The 15,557-nt window shown below is 52.6% G+C and carries 13 protein-coding genes; all 13 read left to right on the top strand.

Annotated features, from left to right (window positions below):
- Nucleotides 1-629: 629 nt before the first annotated feature.
- The 13 genes from MJ768_RS04305 to MJ768_RS04245 all read left to right on the top strand — a co-directional run bounded on the left by MJ768_RS04305 (nt 630) and on the right by MJ768_RS04245 (nt 15,557).
- Nucleotides 630-1,973, top strand: coding sequence for a hypothetical protein (locus MJ768_RS04305; protein WP_239288266.1), 1,344 nt, complete (start codon nt 630-632; stop codon nt 1,971-1,973).
- 10 nt (nt 1,974-1,983) lie between these two features.
- Nucleotides 1,984-2,556 carry a hypothetical protein gene (locus MJ768_RS04300; protein WP_239288264.1) on the top strand — a complete coding sequence of 191 codons (573 nt, stop codon included), beginning with the start codon at nt 1,984-1,986 and terminating at the stop codon, nt 2,554-2,556.
- Between the two features lie 181 nt (nt 2,557-2,737).
- Nucleotides 2,738-3,724 (top strand): YVTN family beta-propeller repeat protein, encoded by a 987-nt coding sequence (locus MJ768_RS04295; protein ID WP_239288263.1) that lies wholly within the window; start codon nt 2,738-2,740, stop codon nt 3,722-3,724.
- A 30-nt stretch (nt 3,725-3,754) separates the two neighbouring features.
- Entirely contained in the window at nt 3,755-5,068 is a 1,314-nt protein-coding gene (locus MJ768_RS04290) for a FecR family protein (protein WP_239288262.1), read from the top strand.
- Nucleotides 5,069-5,070: 2 nt separating this feature from the next.
- Nucleotides 5,071-5,505, top strand: coding sequence for a hypothetical protein (locus tag MJ768_RS04285; protein WP_239288261.1), 435 nt, complete (start codon nt 5,071-5,073; stop codon nt 5,503-5,505).
- A 176-nt stretch (nt 5,506-5,681) separates the two neighbouring features.
- Nucleotides 5,682-6,068 (top strand): nuclear transport factor 2 family protein, encoded by a 387-nt coding sequence (locus MJ768_RS04280; RefSeq protein WP_239288260.1) that lies wholly within the window; start codon nt 5,682-5,684, stop codon nt 6,066-6,068.
- 152 nt (nt 6,069-6,220) lie between these two features.
- Nucleotides 6,221-6,676: a ferritin-like domain-containing protein gene (locus tag MJ768_RS04275; RefSeq protein ID WP_239288259.1), complete on the top strand. Its 456-nt coding sequence runs from the start codon at nt 6,221-6,223 to the stop codon at nt 6,674-6,676.
- Between the two features lie 43 nt (nt 6,677-6,719).
- Nucleotides 6,720-9,263, top strand: a complete 2,544-nt coding sequence (locus tag MJ768_RS04270; RefSeq protein WP_239288258.1) for a cytochrome c — start codon at nt 6,720-6,722, stop codon at nt 9,261-9,263.
- A gap of 11 nt (nt 9,264-9,274) precedes the next feature.
- The gene (locus MJ768_RS04265) at nt 9,275-10,120 is read left to right on the top strand and encodes a hypothetical protein (RefSeq protein ID WP_239288257.1); all 846 of its coding nucleotides are present in this window, start codon (nt 9,275-9,277) and stop codon (nt 10,118-10,120) included.
- Nucleotides 10,121-10,143: 23 nt separating this feature from the next.
- The gene (locus MJ768_RS04260) at nt 10,144-12,129 is read left to right on the top strand and encodes a hypothetical protein (protein WP_239288256.1); all 1,986 of its coding nucleotides are present in this window, start codon (nt 10,144-10,146) and stop codon (nt 12,127-12,129) included.
- Nucleotides 12,130-12,149: 20 nt separating this feature from the next.
- Nucleotides 12,150-13,637 carry a c-type cytochrome gene (locus tag MJ768_RS04255; RefSeq protein ID WP_239288254.1) on the top strand — a complete coding sequence of 496 codons (1,488 nt, stop codon included), beginning with the start codon at nt 12,150-12,152 and terminating at the stop codon, nt 13,635-13,637.
- A gap of 175 nt (nt 13,638-13,812) precedes the next feature.
- The gene (locus tag MJ768_RS04250) at nt 13,813-15,270 is read left to right on the top strand and encodes a c-type cytochrome (protein ID WP_239288252.1); all 1,458 of its coding nucleotides are present in this window, start codon (nt 13,813-13,815) and stop codon (nt 15,268-15,270) included.
- A gap of 74 nt (nt 15,271-15,344) precedes the next feature.
- The gene (locus MJ768_RS04245) at nt 15,345-15,557 is read left to right on the top strand and encodes a hypothetical protein (RefSeq protein ID WP_239288250.1); all 213 of its coding nucleotides are present in this window, start codon (nt 15,345-15,347) and stop codon (nt 15,555-15,557) included.

Genomic DNA, 15,557 nt, shown 5'->3' with positions numbered 1-15,557 from the left:
TGCTCTTCCCTTTCCGTCCTGGCATGCACCCATGCCGCATCAGGACGAAATGCATTCCGCTCCACCGACGTTCAGTTCTACCAAAGGATCACCTATTTCCGTGAGCTTGGTCGTGCGGGTCTAGATGTCTAAAAATTCAGGTCGGGGGCGCGCTGACATCGTATTCGATGTTCATCGGGTGGATGCTGCCATTCTTCTTGAGAATGCCTCATCATGCAGCAAAACTGAGTAGAAAAACGGGAGATTTTTATGTTCCCATATCAAAAATAAGGAAATTGCTTATTCCATTTTCGTTTCAGGCAGGTAGTATTAATTTTCCTGATGCTCCCCAAATGGGAAAATGTTTCATCAGCACTTGTTGGAAGTGTTCGAGCCATAGTGACCATAAAAATAAATGGAGAATCAAAATGGATGAAATTCTAGATTAAGAACTGACACAAGACATGATGACGATGCGAACACCATCCCCGGGACGTTCCGCATCAGGCGGAAAACGAAGTAGCAACGCAATAGGGGACAGATCACAATTTCTGAAGATTTTTGACTGAGGAAATTATGGTTTGTCTGTGTTTTCTCGCGGCGCGTTATTCCCTTTGTGGGTTTAACAGTCAGCAATAGGAGGAAAGGCTATGTTGAAATATTTGAAGCATGTCATGACATTTATCCAGCGGAAGTGTGTCCCCTATTTCGTTCCGACGGCCCGTGTTGGTGGGTTGATTGCCGTATGTATACTCGCTGCTGCATCAATGCAGTCAGGTGTCGCTGCCGTAATCACGGACAGGAAAGACTTCAAGGTGACGCATCAGTTTAGATTGGAGCCGGGCGGCACAGTGGTGCCAAGGGTGACGGCGTACTATTTCGATCACGCATGGGTCAGGGACCCGAATCTGAGATCGGACGTGAATCCCGCTGTGCAACCACCCGGTTTCGATCCTGCGGGTTTCGATCGTTCCGATTCAATTGGAAGAGTTTCAAACTCCTCCGCCAACGGGAACAACAACGGACTTGTGAATCGCGGCTCCTTCGCGGTGCCAGCAACAGGGATTGCGTTTCCGCCTGGTGCGGTCACTACTGCGAACGTCCCTCCCGGGCCGAACTCGGCGCAGGCAAATTCCCGGTTCGGAGTCAGTCCTTTTGGTGTCGGTGGTGCTGTGTCTGGAGCGATCCAAGTTGATGGTTTTGCGCAAGCTGTCTTTGACACTGTTACTCGCCAGCCGAGTCCTTCAGAGGCCTACGCCTTTGGTTTTGCTCAGGTCACGGCTAATGGAGGTACCAAACTCAAGAATGGAAACATTCAGTGGCGGCCGGACATCCGAGCGACGATCGCTGGTGCAGCGGCCGCCGGAAATTTGCGGAAAGAAAACGTTCGGCGGGCGAAGGATCCGATCGATTTCCAGGTCACGGATCTTGTTACTGGCGAGATTCTCTCGGGGACTTTGTTAGACATAACGTTGGACATGTTCGGCGAAGGCGATTTCCTGTGGGATAGTGCGGCTGGTCTCTTTAAGACGAATGCGGAGAACCTACTGTTCTCTATCGTGATCGACAGTCCATACACTCTTCAGACGGGTAACCTCATGATGGAGATTCTCGATGGCGTTGTGGTAACGGCCGATGACTCTGGAATGTTCGAGGGTATTCTTCCTCTGATCGGAACAAGCGGGGAGCTTACTATTCCCCTTGGGGAGATTACCCTCGACTATAATTTTGGAGACTTTGGTGGACACGAACTCGACGTGACCATTGATTTCTCAGGTTCTGGACAAGCGTTGGCATCGATTCCTGAGCCCGACACGTTGTTGCTGTTGATCGCGGGATTGACTGGCTGGTCTTTGTCGAGGGCAGTGAACAGGAGAAGGCGCAATAGGAGACAAACAACAGGGGACAGACCACGGTTTTCTGGCATTTCTAACCCGAAGAAACCGTGGCCCTGTTTCCTCATGTTTTCCCACACTTTTACGCAACTAACCTAAGGAGACCTAAATGTACCAACTGAATAAAATCGTAAGTGGCATGATGGGAATTGCAGCAATGTCTGTATTGACAACGAATGCCTATGCCGCAGGCGCAAAGGCGTCGGTCAGCGATAAAAAAATGATCGCAAGCGCGATGTCCGCGGCGCCAGCCAAGGTTGCGAAGGGTGCAACCATCGTGGCCATGGAGGCAGACGGCAAAATGCGCACCGTGCGCCAAGGAACAAACGGCTTCACCTGCATGCCGGACAATCCGGCGACTCCCGGGCCCGACCCCATGTGTATGGATAAGAACGCCTTGGAATGGGTCCATGCGTGGATCGCGCATACGAACCCCACCCCAGGCAAAGTTGGTTTTATGTACATGCTCGCCGGTGGAACGGACGCCAGCAATACCGACCCCTTTGCGACCAAGCCGGATGCCAAAAATCATTGGATCAAGACCGGGCCTCACGTGATGATCGTCGGCGCCGACGCCAGCTTCTACGATACGTATCCGAAGAGCGCTGACCCCGATGTCTCGCTGCCCTTCGTAATGTTTCCAGACACGCCGTACCAGCACTTGATGGCGCCGGTAAAGTAAGTATCGATTTACGCTAGCAAAAACAATTCAAGCTACAGAGGAAAAACATGGGGCAGGCCATGGTTTTTTGTTACATCCGACTTGAAGAAACTGTGGTCTGTTCCATGATGTTGCAACGGTAATTTGGGCTTTTTTATGTATCGTTATTCTAGAAGCGCTACACCAAGATGAAGCTTTTTTTATGATAACCCGTGCCGCAATTTTAGTGCTCTCACTCAGCCTGCTTTCAAGCTGCGCCGAACTTGAAAAAAAACTTTCGGGTAAAACACCTCCGCGTGTTTTTGTTGCTAATGAGAGTTCTAACTCGGTTACCGTGATTGACGCGCTGACGTTCAAGGTGATTGCCACCGTAGACCCCAAAAATTTCTCGACCCATGATCTTGCGTTATCCCGTGATGGAACGCGCTTATACGCGACCAACCTTGCCTCAGGGCGGCTTTCTGTCATTGATACCAAAGCACTGGAAACGATTGCGTCAATTTACACCGGGAGCCGCTGCCATGTGGTTGCACTCACCAATGACAACCGGTTTGCCTGGGTTGCCAATATTGGCGATGACACGATCTCAATAGTGGATACGGACGGCTTCCGCATCGTAGGTACGTTAGCTGTCGGAAAAGGTCCTACCGGCCTGACTTTTTCTCGGGATGGAAGCTTCGCCTATGTGAGCAATCAGGGCGACAAAACCGTTGCAGTGGTTGACACCGCCTCCTATCAGGTAATCAAAACCATTCCGGTTGGATCCAACCCGCATTTTTTGACGCTGGGACCTGATGGGCGTATCTGGGGAGCCAATTCCGGGGGCAATGACATTTATGTGATCGACCCCGCCACTCAGACCAAAGTTGCAACCTTTGAGGTAGGCCCCAATCCACAGCAAATTGCTTTCGCTTACAAAGGCATGGTGGGCCCTAATGCATATGTCACCGTGAGCGGTGCGAATCATGTCGCCGTTGTAAGCATCAATAACACCAGAATGCAGGTTGTTGAGCGCATTCCGGTTGGTGAGAAGCCCAATGGCATTCTGGCGAACACGGAGGGCACCCGCATTTATGTCGGAAATGAGGGCTCTAATAACTTGCATGTGATCGATACCGGTACCAATGCACTCCTCGCCACTGTACCCGTAGGCCTCAAACCCATCAGGGTGGTGATGTCACGCAATTAAGCAGGTTATCAAAATAATGAGGAGAAACGAATGAATCATTTAGGCTACCTCGGTATGCCTCAAATAAACAGTCGGAACAGACAATATTTTGTTCTGCTCCTATGGGTTCTGTACGTATCTGGGTTCACCTTGTTCATACCTGTTACAGCCAGAGCCGAGACTACTGCTGTCGGCATTGCCAAGAACGCCAAGGGCTCATTGGTCGTAGTGAGAGTGGATGGGATAGAGGAGCGTTTGCGGGGAAAAGGTGCACTGGCGCTTTTTGAAGGAGATGTATTGCGCACAGATGACAAGAGCGTCGCACTGATAGAACTGAAAAGCGGTATTCAGGTAGGACTTAACCGGAACACCAGTTTCAAGATTGTTTCACGCTGGGAAAAAGAAAGCGGGATAACACGTATTCTCCGCCTGAAACAGGGCATGTTATGGGTCAAAACCAGTGGCGGGCCGAAGCAATTAGAAGTTGAAACGCCTGTGGCCATTGCCGTAGTTAGAGGAACTGAGTTCATCATTGAAGCCTTACAAGACGGCAACAGTGTTTTAACAGTCATAGAAGGCCTTGTGGAGTTTGGCACGGCTTTTGGTACGTGCCCTATCCGCACGTCTACTATCAGCTATGCGGAACAAGGCAAAAAATGCACCAAACCAGTGATTACTGATGTCAAGACTGCCGCCAATTGGACGGCAGAGCTAAGCGGCACTGCAGCGGCAGCAGTTCCAGATTCAGCCGCAACCTCACTACCGATATTCTGGCCGCCACCGGATGCTTCAACGCATCAGAAAATCCCGCGTGAACTCCTTGTGCCGAATAATACCCAGGCACAAACCTGGGCAAGCGTAGCCGCCAGGCTAGAAAAAGCACTGACTGATAACGGCTATTCCAGCCCTGGATATTATGCTGTTCCTGAAGGGTTTGCGTTGATCAGCCAGCTTGAACGAATCAACCGAGATGCCACGCCCTCTCCACCCAATGTACGCTGGAAAATAAAAGTTGATCCAGCCAGTATCAAGCCTTTTAATTTGGAATCGTACCTGAAGGCATTGCTGGGTAAGGATGAGGGGCTTTTTCGTGTTATTGCGTTTGTTTTCACCCCTGTTCCTATTATTACCAGCGGGGAAAAAATCGATATGGAACAAGCAAAACTTTGGGTAGGCAAAGGTGGTTCAAAGCTTCCAAAAGTCCTGTCGAAGCAAATTTATGATGAGGATATGGAAGCTACCGCTTTGATATATGAATTCGAAATCCCCAGCCGAAGAGAACCCGCTAGGCTGAATAAACCTTCCGAGCGCAATGGCCAGCAACACCTGAAAGCGGCCAACATCTTGAAGGCATTAGGGGGCTAACCATGCTTGTCTCCATTAAAGCCGCAAGACAAAAACTAGCCATCGTATGGTTTAGTGGCGCCGGTTTAACTTTTATTGCATTGCTCATTCTCGACACTTTCGGTAACCAGGGGCACGGCGCTGTGCTATGGGATTGGTTTCTCCCTGTGGTTACGCCGAATCTCTCTCTTATCGTTGGCGTGATGTTCAATGATCTCAGACGTAAAGCTGAAAAAGGTGAGTCTGTGGATTCATTCATGTACCGCCTTGCGCTTTGGCTTTCTGTAGTCTATCTCTTGCTGCTGTTTATTACGCCATTGTTGTCACCTTTTACTGATGTACCGCTAGTTACATATCTCCAGAATTCGAAAATACCGCTATCCCTGGTGCAGGCATTGGCCACCACTGCACTGGGTGCTTTTTATGTGCAACGAGAGTCCAAATTTGAAACCAAATAATGCAACCTCATGGGCAATGGGAATTCAAGCGCTGGAAACAGGCGGCTGATGCCGTCATGGAATCGTTGGCTTGCTTGTGACATGGGTCGGCTAATGGGAGCCATCTAATTATGGATTTAGTAGCGCCATTACTAATGCAAGGCATTCTTAACAAGATCGAACAGGAGGAGTAAACATTGGGAACAGCTACCGCTATCGTGAAACAAGCTTATGAGGCATTCGGCCGCGGGGATGTACCGGCGATTCTGAATCTGGTCGCTGACGAAGTCGATTGGGAGTTAGTTGGTCCGACGACTTTACCTTATGCCGGGCGGCGAAAAAACCATAAAGAAGTGGCCGATTTTTTTGCGGCGGTGGCGCACTCCGACGATATACATGCCTTCGAGCCGCGCGAATTTATCGAGGCCAACGAGCATGTCACCGTGCTGGGCTGGGAGGATGCAACTGCGCGTGACACCAACAAAAAATTTGAGAGCGAATGGGTTCATGTGTTCACGGTAAAAAACGGCAAAATTATCCGTTGGCGGGGATTTCTGAACACAGCTGCGCATTACGGATTGTAGTAGGCGTATTCGGTGCAATAACAGAGGGCCGACTATGGTTTCTTGGGTAAAAGGGGACAGAAAGCCGTGGTTCCCGAAATCGATGGGGTCATACCCCAATGGCACTCGCAAGCCGTTGGCACCAACTTAATTTCATACAGGAGAAATTGATTATGGACAAAGACGCCGTATTGAAAATACTTAATCGCATTATGGAACTGGAACTGGCCGGTGTGGTGCGCTACACCCATTACGCGCTGATGGTGTATGGCTACAACCGCATCCCCATCGTTGACTGGCTGCAGAAGCAAGCCGACGAGGGACTGGTTCACGCACGTCAGGCCGGTGAGCTGGTGACCTGGCTGGGTGGGCACCCGTCGCTGGGCATCGGCGCTCTGCTGGATACACACACCCACGATATCGGCGACATTATGCGCGAATCGCTGGCGCACGAAGTAGAGGCACTGCAGGCCTATTACGAATTGCTTGCTCTCGCTAAGGACAAGGATGTTCGGCTCGAAGAATATGCTCGCAACATGATCGCCGAAGAAACCACGCATCAGGATGAGGTGAACAAGATGTTGCGCAAGCCGGGACAGACTGATGCATTCTCGGCCACAGGAAGGTAGCTGCGTGATTTATTAAAACAGTAAAGCACGGAAGGGAAAGAACATGAAAACATCAATCTGGCTCGCCACAATGGCCGTTGCAGCCATTGCTGCACTAGCGTGGTTCACAAAGCAACCCGAGATAGCTCAGGCAGAGATCGCAACCCAGCCATCCGCTGCACAGGTGCAAATGACCAGTCAACAAAACAGCGCCTATACGGATGATGGGTTTCATTCTGTCGAAGTTGGCCTCAGTCCAAGTGCGCGTGCGGGACGCGAAATATGGTTCAAGGCGACCGCAGGCAACGAGCGTTTTCATACGTACACTTTTCAGCAGCGCGTCGGCGTATTAATCGATTGGTTCCGGGTGCTGCGCGGCGATCAGCGTGAGCAGCGCTTTAAAACATGGGGACTAATTAATGATCCCGGCTGCTGCACCCCAGGCAGTCCAAATTGCCCGGCCAAAAGTCGGGAAGAAACCTATGGTTTTGATTGGTGCCCGGGTGATGAGACGCTGCTGAAATTTGTCGGCAAGTCTGGCTATCGTGACCCAGCCTGCGATTTCAAGGATGCACCTGCCGAATCTACCGACCCCAAGGGACATCAGGACGGACGTGAAGATGCCTGTAATCTGGCTTTTGGTACCTCAACCGGGGCATTAGGGTTTCGCAAATTCCCCAATCCAAAATTTGATCCCGTGGCATGGAAAAAACTCAATGGCAGTTTGGGAACCTGGGAAGGTTATGACCGTAAAATCAGCAGCGACCCTAAACGCAATGATGCCAAGCTGAGTCACCTTAGCGACGGCTCCATCGAGCCGCCGTTCCGCATCGGCATGGCATGCGGCGCCTGCCACATTGCTTTTAACCCGGCCAAGCCACCCATTGATCCAGCCCATCCGAAATGGGAAAACATCACCGGCTTGGTCGGCAATCAGTACATCCGTATTTCTGAAATCATGGTTTCGGGTATGCCCAGCGATACCCTGGAATGGCAAGTGTTTGCTCACGCACGTCCTGGCACGTCCGATACCTCGGCTATCCCCACCGATCAGATCAACAACGCTGGCACCATCAATGCGCTTATCAACATTGCGCAGCGCCCGGTTCACGACAATACCCAGGTTCTCAGGTGGCGCAAGGCAGACGCCTGCTCCAGCGGCGCGAAAGAGCATGAGTGCTGGTGTGAGCCAAATAAGCCCGGCAAGTGCTGGCAGCGCAGCCTCAAGACAGAGGCAGTGCACCATATACTCAAGGGCGGTGAAGACTCAACAGGTGCGGTAGGAGCGATCCAGCGTGTGTATTTCAACATTGGTTCGTGCGCAGAAAAGTGCTGGCTGAATCATCTAACCGATCTGCGCCAGCTCGATCCTGCCGCGCGCAACTTCGGCCAGACGCCTTTTAGCCTCGGCCAGTGCCGTCGCGACTGCCCCAATTTCCGCGCCATAGAAGATCGTTTGCATGACATTTTGGCCTTCTTTCTATCGCCTGAAAGCGCAGCGATCGATCTGCAAACTGCACGTGCAAATACTCACCCATCGAAGGCCGCCTATGGCAAAGATGATTTGACTGCTGATCTTGAGCAAGAATTCGGCAAGGGCGCAGTCAGCCGTGGCCGTACTGTGTTCGCCGCCAATTGCGCGCGTTGCCATTCAAGCAGCAAAGCGCCGGCAGAGACCGTGGATTTTCACGCGCTTGATCCCAAGACCGGTTTGCGCGCCGACTGGCTTGGAAACGACGCGCTTTCCCCGGTGTCCGAGATTGGCACTAATCGTTGCCGTGCCCTGCATTCCAATCATATGCAAGGGCATGTATGGGAAGAGTTTGCGTCCGAGAATTATTATGCCCGCCCCGTCGAGCCGAATATCCCTGAGCAGAATGGTGGAGGGCGTGGTTATTACCGCAATATCTCATTGCTCAATCTGTGGGCACATGCTCCTTTCCTGCACAACAATTCGGTAGGGCCGGAATTATGTGGGGGCAGCACCGGATCATATGACTTCTACCGTAACAGCTATGTCGATGCCAGCAAGCCTGGCCACCCTACGCTGCCGTTTGATAAAAGCCCTGCTTGCTGGAAATACGACCCCAGTGTGGATGGCCGCTTCAAGTTGTATGTCGCATCGATGAATGACCTGCTAAATCCGTCACAGCGCATTCTTAAGGCGACCAAACTTGATCGGGACATTGTGCTTGATGTTGGCCCACGAGTTTGGGACGGTTCTGAAGAAAAGCTCGTCGGCTTCTCGGTGCGTATTCCTGCGGGATCGACCGCAGGCAAAGTGGGTAACTTTCAGCACAAGGCATTCATCGCCGATCTGATCGCGGCCAAGCTGCATCCGCAGCAGCTCGAAAAAAACTATACAACACAATTAGGGGCAGCCAACGCACACCAGCTTGTACTGGCAATGCAGGATACTGCCAATGCCATAGTACAGGACCCGGGCAAACTGGTTGACGCAATCAAATCGGCCCGTGCGCGACTGCCGCTGTTGGGTGAGGTGTATTCCTCATGCAATGCGGAAATCGAAAATGACGGCCATCGTTTTGGCGAAGATCTGTCACCCTCCGACAAAAAAGCTCTGATCGCCTTTCTGGCAACGCTTTAAGGAGAACCAATATGCGTACCCTGCCCCTACTTATGATTGCTGCCGTTTTGCCATTGTCAGGCTGTGATTACATCAAAAATTTGGTTACGGCTAAACCTGATATTTTTTATGCGGCTTTCGGCGAGGGCTATGCCGCGAAGCCCGATCTGGCTCAGCTTGAATACGAGCACCCGCTGTCAGCTAAAGAACTCGTCAAGGTTACGCCCCAGTATCTCGACACGTTGTCACAGGAGCAGCTCGACCAGCTCTATGCACGTCTGCCTGCCGGGCCTATCCCCGATGGTGCATTCGACGGCAGTATCGTCTTTCCCAAGGGCAGTAGCGGCAAGCTACGCCTTGCTGAAATACTTGGCGGCCTGAAAGGCTTGGCAGCACAGTTTAAGGGTAAAAAGCTGGAAATCATTGGTGAGACCTTATGGAAGGGCAAGGTTTTTTATCGCGATGAAAAAGTGCTGCGCAACCGCATTGAGGATCTGACCATTCTTCGTCCCATCATCGGCGCGGGTGAGATTCCAAAAATCAGTGTTGATGGCCGGGATGCATGGCTGCTGTTCCCAGCTAAACTGTACTGCGGTCAAAGCCTGCTGGATTCCCGGCGCGAGTCCATCATCATCGACTATGCCTTTACCGACGAGCTCCCCGGCTATCGCGAGAGGCCGGATTCTCTGGCTGGCCGCAACGGCCTCAAGGTGCGCGATGAAATCCGCATGATACGTCCCGGCCTGTATCTGGGCCGTGCTTATCTTGATCGCGCTTTCGGGCTGAATTTCATACTTGAAAATAAAACGCTAGCCAAAGCAGGCGAGGCCGATTTTCTCGCCGGTAAAATCGCCCAGGAGTGCTGGTCTGGCGCATAGCTGGTGTATGCGGAAAGTCTTACATGAACCGGATAACAGGAGGCATCATGGCGTTGCTGTGCTGTTTTAGCATTGGTGCCGCTGCGGATGACGGCGACCTGCCTCCGACAGGCCGCTCTCGCTTTGATTATTTGATTGGTAATGCGCCCGTGCCGTATCCTTTGTCGCGCCTTATAGCGCGCATCCGCTCGCAACTCGAAGCATCGGGGGACGGCTTGTCACCTTTCAAAATCACGCTGATTCCTCTGGGACGCTCGCTACGGCGTTCCGTCGCCGCACCCGATTTTTTCCATTATCCAAGCGTGGTCGCAGCGGTGGATGGCAACTCCAAAGCAGGTTACACGCCGCTGCATGACCAGCTGTTTTTAGGCTATAACGAGCGCGCCGAATCAGTCGAAATTATTAGCTATAACGAGCAGGCCGGGCGTTTTGAATTCCAGGTCGTACGTGATTACCGCGCTGGCGCACAGCCGAAAACCTACTATGCGAGCCGCGCACTGTGTCTTGCCTGCCACCAAAATAATGCGCCAATTTTCTCACGCCCATTGTGGGATGAAACGCCAGCCAACCCTGCCATCGCCTCGCGCCTTAAAGCCACCGGACGCGATTTTTATGGTATCCCGCTTTCTGGAACAGATATCTCCAGTGCTATTGATGCTGCGGCAGAGCGTGCCAATATGTTCCAGGTATGGCTGCAGATATGGCGCGAAGCATGCAGCAATGCTTGCCGCGCACAATGGCTCGATGCCGCACTTGCCTATGCCATGTCCGGAAATTTGCCTGAAGCCGATGAATTGAAATTCGCTGATCTGGAAATGCGCTGGACAAAAATATGGCCGCAAGGTCTCAGTATTCCTGGATCCAGCATTCCCAATCGCGATCCGTTCGCGAATGTCGTTGAACCCCACATCAAATCAAATGCCGTATTGTCCCATCCCTTGGCGGAGCTGGCACAGCTGGCGTACATTCCCGCCCAATTTGAACCGCTTAATCCGCGTCCGCCATTACAGCGCTGGACTACTCCAGATAAAACTCGATTAGTAGCCGGACTGGCCGGATTGCTGAATAAAGCTGACGTTCAAGCATTTGATCAAGCGCTGGTAACACATACCAAGGCGCAGCCGCAAACACTCTCGCTGCCATGTCGTTTTACGCGCAAACCGGGACGTGTAGTGTTCAATTGCGCTACCCCAGATGTGCAATTGTCGGGAGTATTTCAAAGCACCGGAAGCAACCTCAGCGGACAGATTGACCGACTGCAAGAGGGCCGTGCGAAGACCGCACTTGACTTGACACTCTCTGGCCGGATGACTAAAGCGGGACAGATCGAGCTAATACCCAAACGCGGAGCGAGTTGGGCTCGTTTGTCCGACGGTCGCCGCTGGTCACGGTTGCAACTCGACACCTTGCGCGCCGATCAAGGTTCCGCAACACTCACACTGATCGATGATTACGCGGCTGTGCGCTCTGTGTTGCCTCGATTGCCGCTGATGACGGCAAGCATTTTTGACGGCAGCCGCGCACTCGCTGAATTGCAAGCTGCATTGGGCATGGACAAGCGCGAAGTTTTGACGCGAGAAACTTTAGCGAACAAGCTGCCGCCCGCAAAATTGGAAATCGTAGCGCCGCGCAAACTCTCAGGCAGTGCGACACGCTTTCTACAATACTGCGGACCATGTCATGGCAGCACAACTAATTTTCCGCCGAATTTTTTGCACGGCGATGATGCCACCGTCAATGCTCGCCTCGATCATTGCGCTGAACGCATTTTTTATCGCCTGAGCATGTGGCATGTGGCAGAGGCGAAGCGCGGTAAAACCACCATGCCGCCGACCCCGGCACTTGCTGCATATGGCTTCGATGAAACAAGCTGGGCAAGCTCCGCGCCATTGGCTGATCTAATCGAAGCTGCGCGCCAGCGTATCGTCAACCAGGGAGGCCAGCCTGATGCCGTACTTACGCGGTCTTTCGAACAACTGCGCAGTTGCCTGCCCGCCACCATACAATGAACTGAAAGGAAGATTCCCTTATGAAAATCTCCTCCTGCATAGTCTGTCGTATCTTGTTGTGGTCAGGCATTATCCTGATCGCATTTGTGCTGCTGATCGCCGGGTTGCGTTTTTGCAGCGATGAACCCGTAGTGTATGCCGATCCGGTCGAGCATTTTAAATACGGTTCTACGGGCGGCGACCGCGTGATGGGCTTTCCCAAGCGGGTATTCCTGGCGTTGCCAGAAATCTGCGGCCAATATCTTCCCGGCAAGGGTTATGCGTCACTGGGCATGATTTTTGAGTCTGGCCACGATCTTCCGGTCGGCATGAGTCAACGCAGGCATTTGGGCATCGACCGCACTTTTCTCAACTGCGCAGTGTGCCACACCTCCACCGTACGTGCGAAAGCTGATGCCAAGCCCCAGCTGGTGGTTGGCATGGGCGCCAACACTTTTAATCTGATGGCCTTCGAGAAATTCATCAATAACTGTATGCGCGACGTGAAATTCAGTGCCGAATATCTGGTGCCAGTCATTCGAGCCCAAGCCAGCAAAGAACAGGGCGCTGAGCTTTCTCTGCTGGATCGCTACGTGGTTTACCCTGTTGCCATCGCGTTGATGCGCGACCGCGTCACCTCCCTCATGCATCGCATGCGCTTCATTGACGCACAGCCGGATTGGGGGCCGGGCCGGGTCGATACATTCAATTCCGCCAAGGCCCTGTTCAATTTTCCCATCGAACAATTGCCGCACGAGGAGCTGCTGGGCACTGCCGACTTTCCAACTATTTGGAATCAGGGCAAGAAAACCAGCATGCAGTTACATTGGGATGGCAACAACAATCACGTAGAAGAACGCAATCTCAACGCCGCCTTCGGCACGGGTGCCACGCCGCCCAGCCTGGACCACGCCGCCATGACGCGTATCCAGACATGGAATGCCAGCGCCACACCGCCTGCATTTGGTAAAAGCTTCCCCATCGATCAGGTCAAAGCACAGCACGGCGCAGCGATTTACAAGGAATATTGCGCTGCCTGCCACGGCGCAAGCGGCAGCGATTTCTCCGGGGAATATGTCGGCAAAGTCACGCCCCTGAATGAGATCGGCACCGACCCCAACCGGCTGAATTCCTTTACCCCTGCGCTCGCCGAAAACCTGGGCACGCCGTACGCCGGAACGGACTATAAGTTCACACACTTCCGCAAAACCTGGGGTTATGCCAACTCCCCACTGGACGGTCTGTGGCTGCGCGCGCCGTATTTACACAATGGCTCCGTGCCGACGTTGTGGGACCTGCTGCAACCGGCAACCCAACGTCCAACCCTTTTTTATCGCGGCAACGATCTCTATGATCCGGTGAAATTGGGATTCGTCTCGGACGTGGCGAAGGATGGCGATAAATCCTACTTTGCCTACGACACAGAAAAGCCCGGCAACAGCAAGGCGGGTCATACAGGCAAGGCTTACGGAACTGAATTGCTTGATGCCGATAAATGGGCGCTGATCGAATACCTTAAAACATTCTGACTTAATTGAGTACTCCAAAACACATGGCAGAATTTCCATTCAAGGTCATTTCCCTCATCCCCACCCTTCTCCCACAGAGAGAAGGGCTTTGCTTCCCTCACCCACAGGGAGAGGGACTGATGGTAAGGGAAGGAATGTGCATGAACAAAAAGATCAATAAGGAAGGAGAAATATCATGGCCAAACTCTGCAAATGCTCTCGCTGGCTGATCCCACTCGGCATTGTTGCCCTCATCATGGTCGCGGTTCTTGGCTATGTCGGCTGGGATCGTTTCTTCCGCGATTACGGCCAACCGTCGTTCTCCAGCGCGGAGGAACGCTTCAAATACGGCTCCATCGGCGCTGAATTCGATGCCGGCATTCCCTACTGGATTTTCTATGTGCTGCCGCGCATGTTTCCGGAAAAATTGCCGAAGCCGGGTGGCCTTGCCGCCTTTGGCGTGAACTGGGAGCAGGGAAAAGAGCTACCCATCGGCTTCACCAAACGCCGTATCGGTTTTGATCGCGTGGCCAACAACTGCGCCGCCTGTCATGTGGCAAGTTACCGCAAAGCGCATAACGAGAATCCTGTTCTCATCGCCACTGGCCCCAACCACACGCTTGATCTGGAAGCCTTCTTCCGCTTCCTGGTCGACTGTGCGAAAGACCCGCGTTTTAATGCCGACAATTTGATGTCCGAGATTAACGGCGCCGCCAAGCTCGACTGGATCGACCGCATGGCTTACCGCTTCCTCATTATCCCTATCACTAAAAAAAGGCTGCTGGAGCGCGAAGGGCAATTCCAGTGGATCTATCGTCATGACTTTCCTGAATGGGGAAGAGGGCGCGATGATGCGATGAACCTGACCAAGTATTTCATGATCCGCTGGAAAATGGATGACACGTTTGGGCCCACCGACATGCCTTCGGTATGGAATCTGAAAAAATACAAACCTGAGTTGGGCCATCGCATGAACTTTGCTGGTGATTCCCATGACCCGCGTTCGGTCGTCATGGATTCCGCTCTGGGCTTGCTGGGTGCGGCACCGCATGACAAAAATGATTTTTTGAAACAGATCGACTGGTTGCTCGACTATCTCGGCAACACGCCCGCACCGAAATATCCCTTCACCATAGACCAAGCCCTGGCCGCTAAGGGCAAGCCGGTGTTTGATGCAAACTGCATGCAATGCCATGCTTCCGCCCGCACCGGAACGCGCATTCCCCTTGCAGAAATTGGCACCGACCGCGGACGCATGGACACCTGGAACCAACAGGCTGCCATCGAAGCAAATAAAGTTGTCAGAGACATGGGGCTTGAACGCAAAGGCCTGGTGGAAGAACCGTTGATCGGTTACGTCGCCCAGTTCCTCGATGGCATCTGGCTGCGCGCGCCTTATCTTCACAACGGCTCCATCCCCTCACTCAGGGATCTGTTAAAACCACCCAGCCAGCGACCGCAGGCATTTTGGCGTGGCTATGATGTTTATGATCCCGCCAAGATGGGCTTCATTTCGCAAGGCCCAGAAGCAGAAAGGGCGGGTACGAAATACGACACCACCCTGCGTGGCAACGGCAACATGGGCCACGATTTCGGCACCGGGCTGCCGGAAGAGGACAAGCATGCACTAATAGAATATCTGAGGACCTTGTAAGGAACGTATTGCCCTAATAACGACAATAACAACAGAGGCAAATGCGGACTTTTTCAAATCTCAAGGAGAATGCTATGGAATATCTGCTGGTACATTTTTCACGCTCTCGGCGAGTGGTGGTCGATGACATTTTTTCTGGACGAACCGAGGAGATCATCGAACTCGAAGCGGGGGCTCACATTGTAGCGCTGGGCCCACCGTGCAATTTCACCCCTCCATCAATAAAGATTGTCTTACGCGACACTTCGCCGCTTACGCCGATGGAGGTGACCTTTGATCCCGTATAG

Origin of the sequence: Candidatus Nitrotoga sp. 1052, assembly GCF_927312905.1 — a bacterium.
Taxonomy (GTDB): domain Bacteria; phylum Pseudomonadota; class Gammaproteobacteria; order Burkholderiales; family Gallionellaceae; genus Nitrotoga.
Note: the sequence above shows the minus strand (reverse complement) of the source record. Positions and strands in the feature narration are given on the sequence as shown.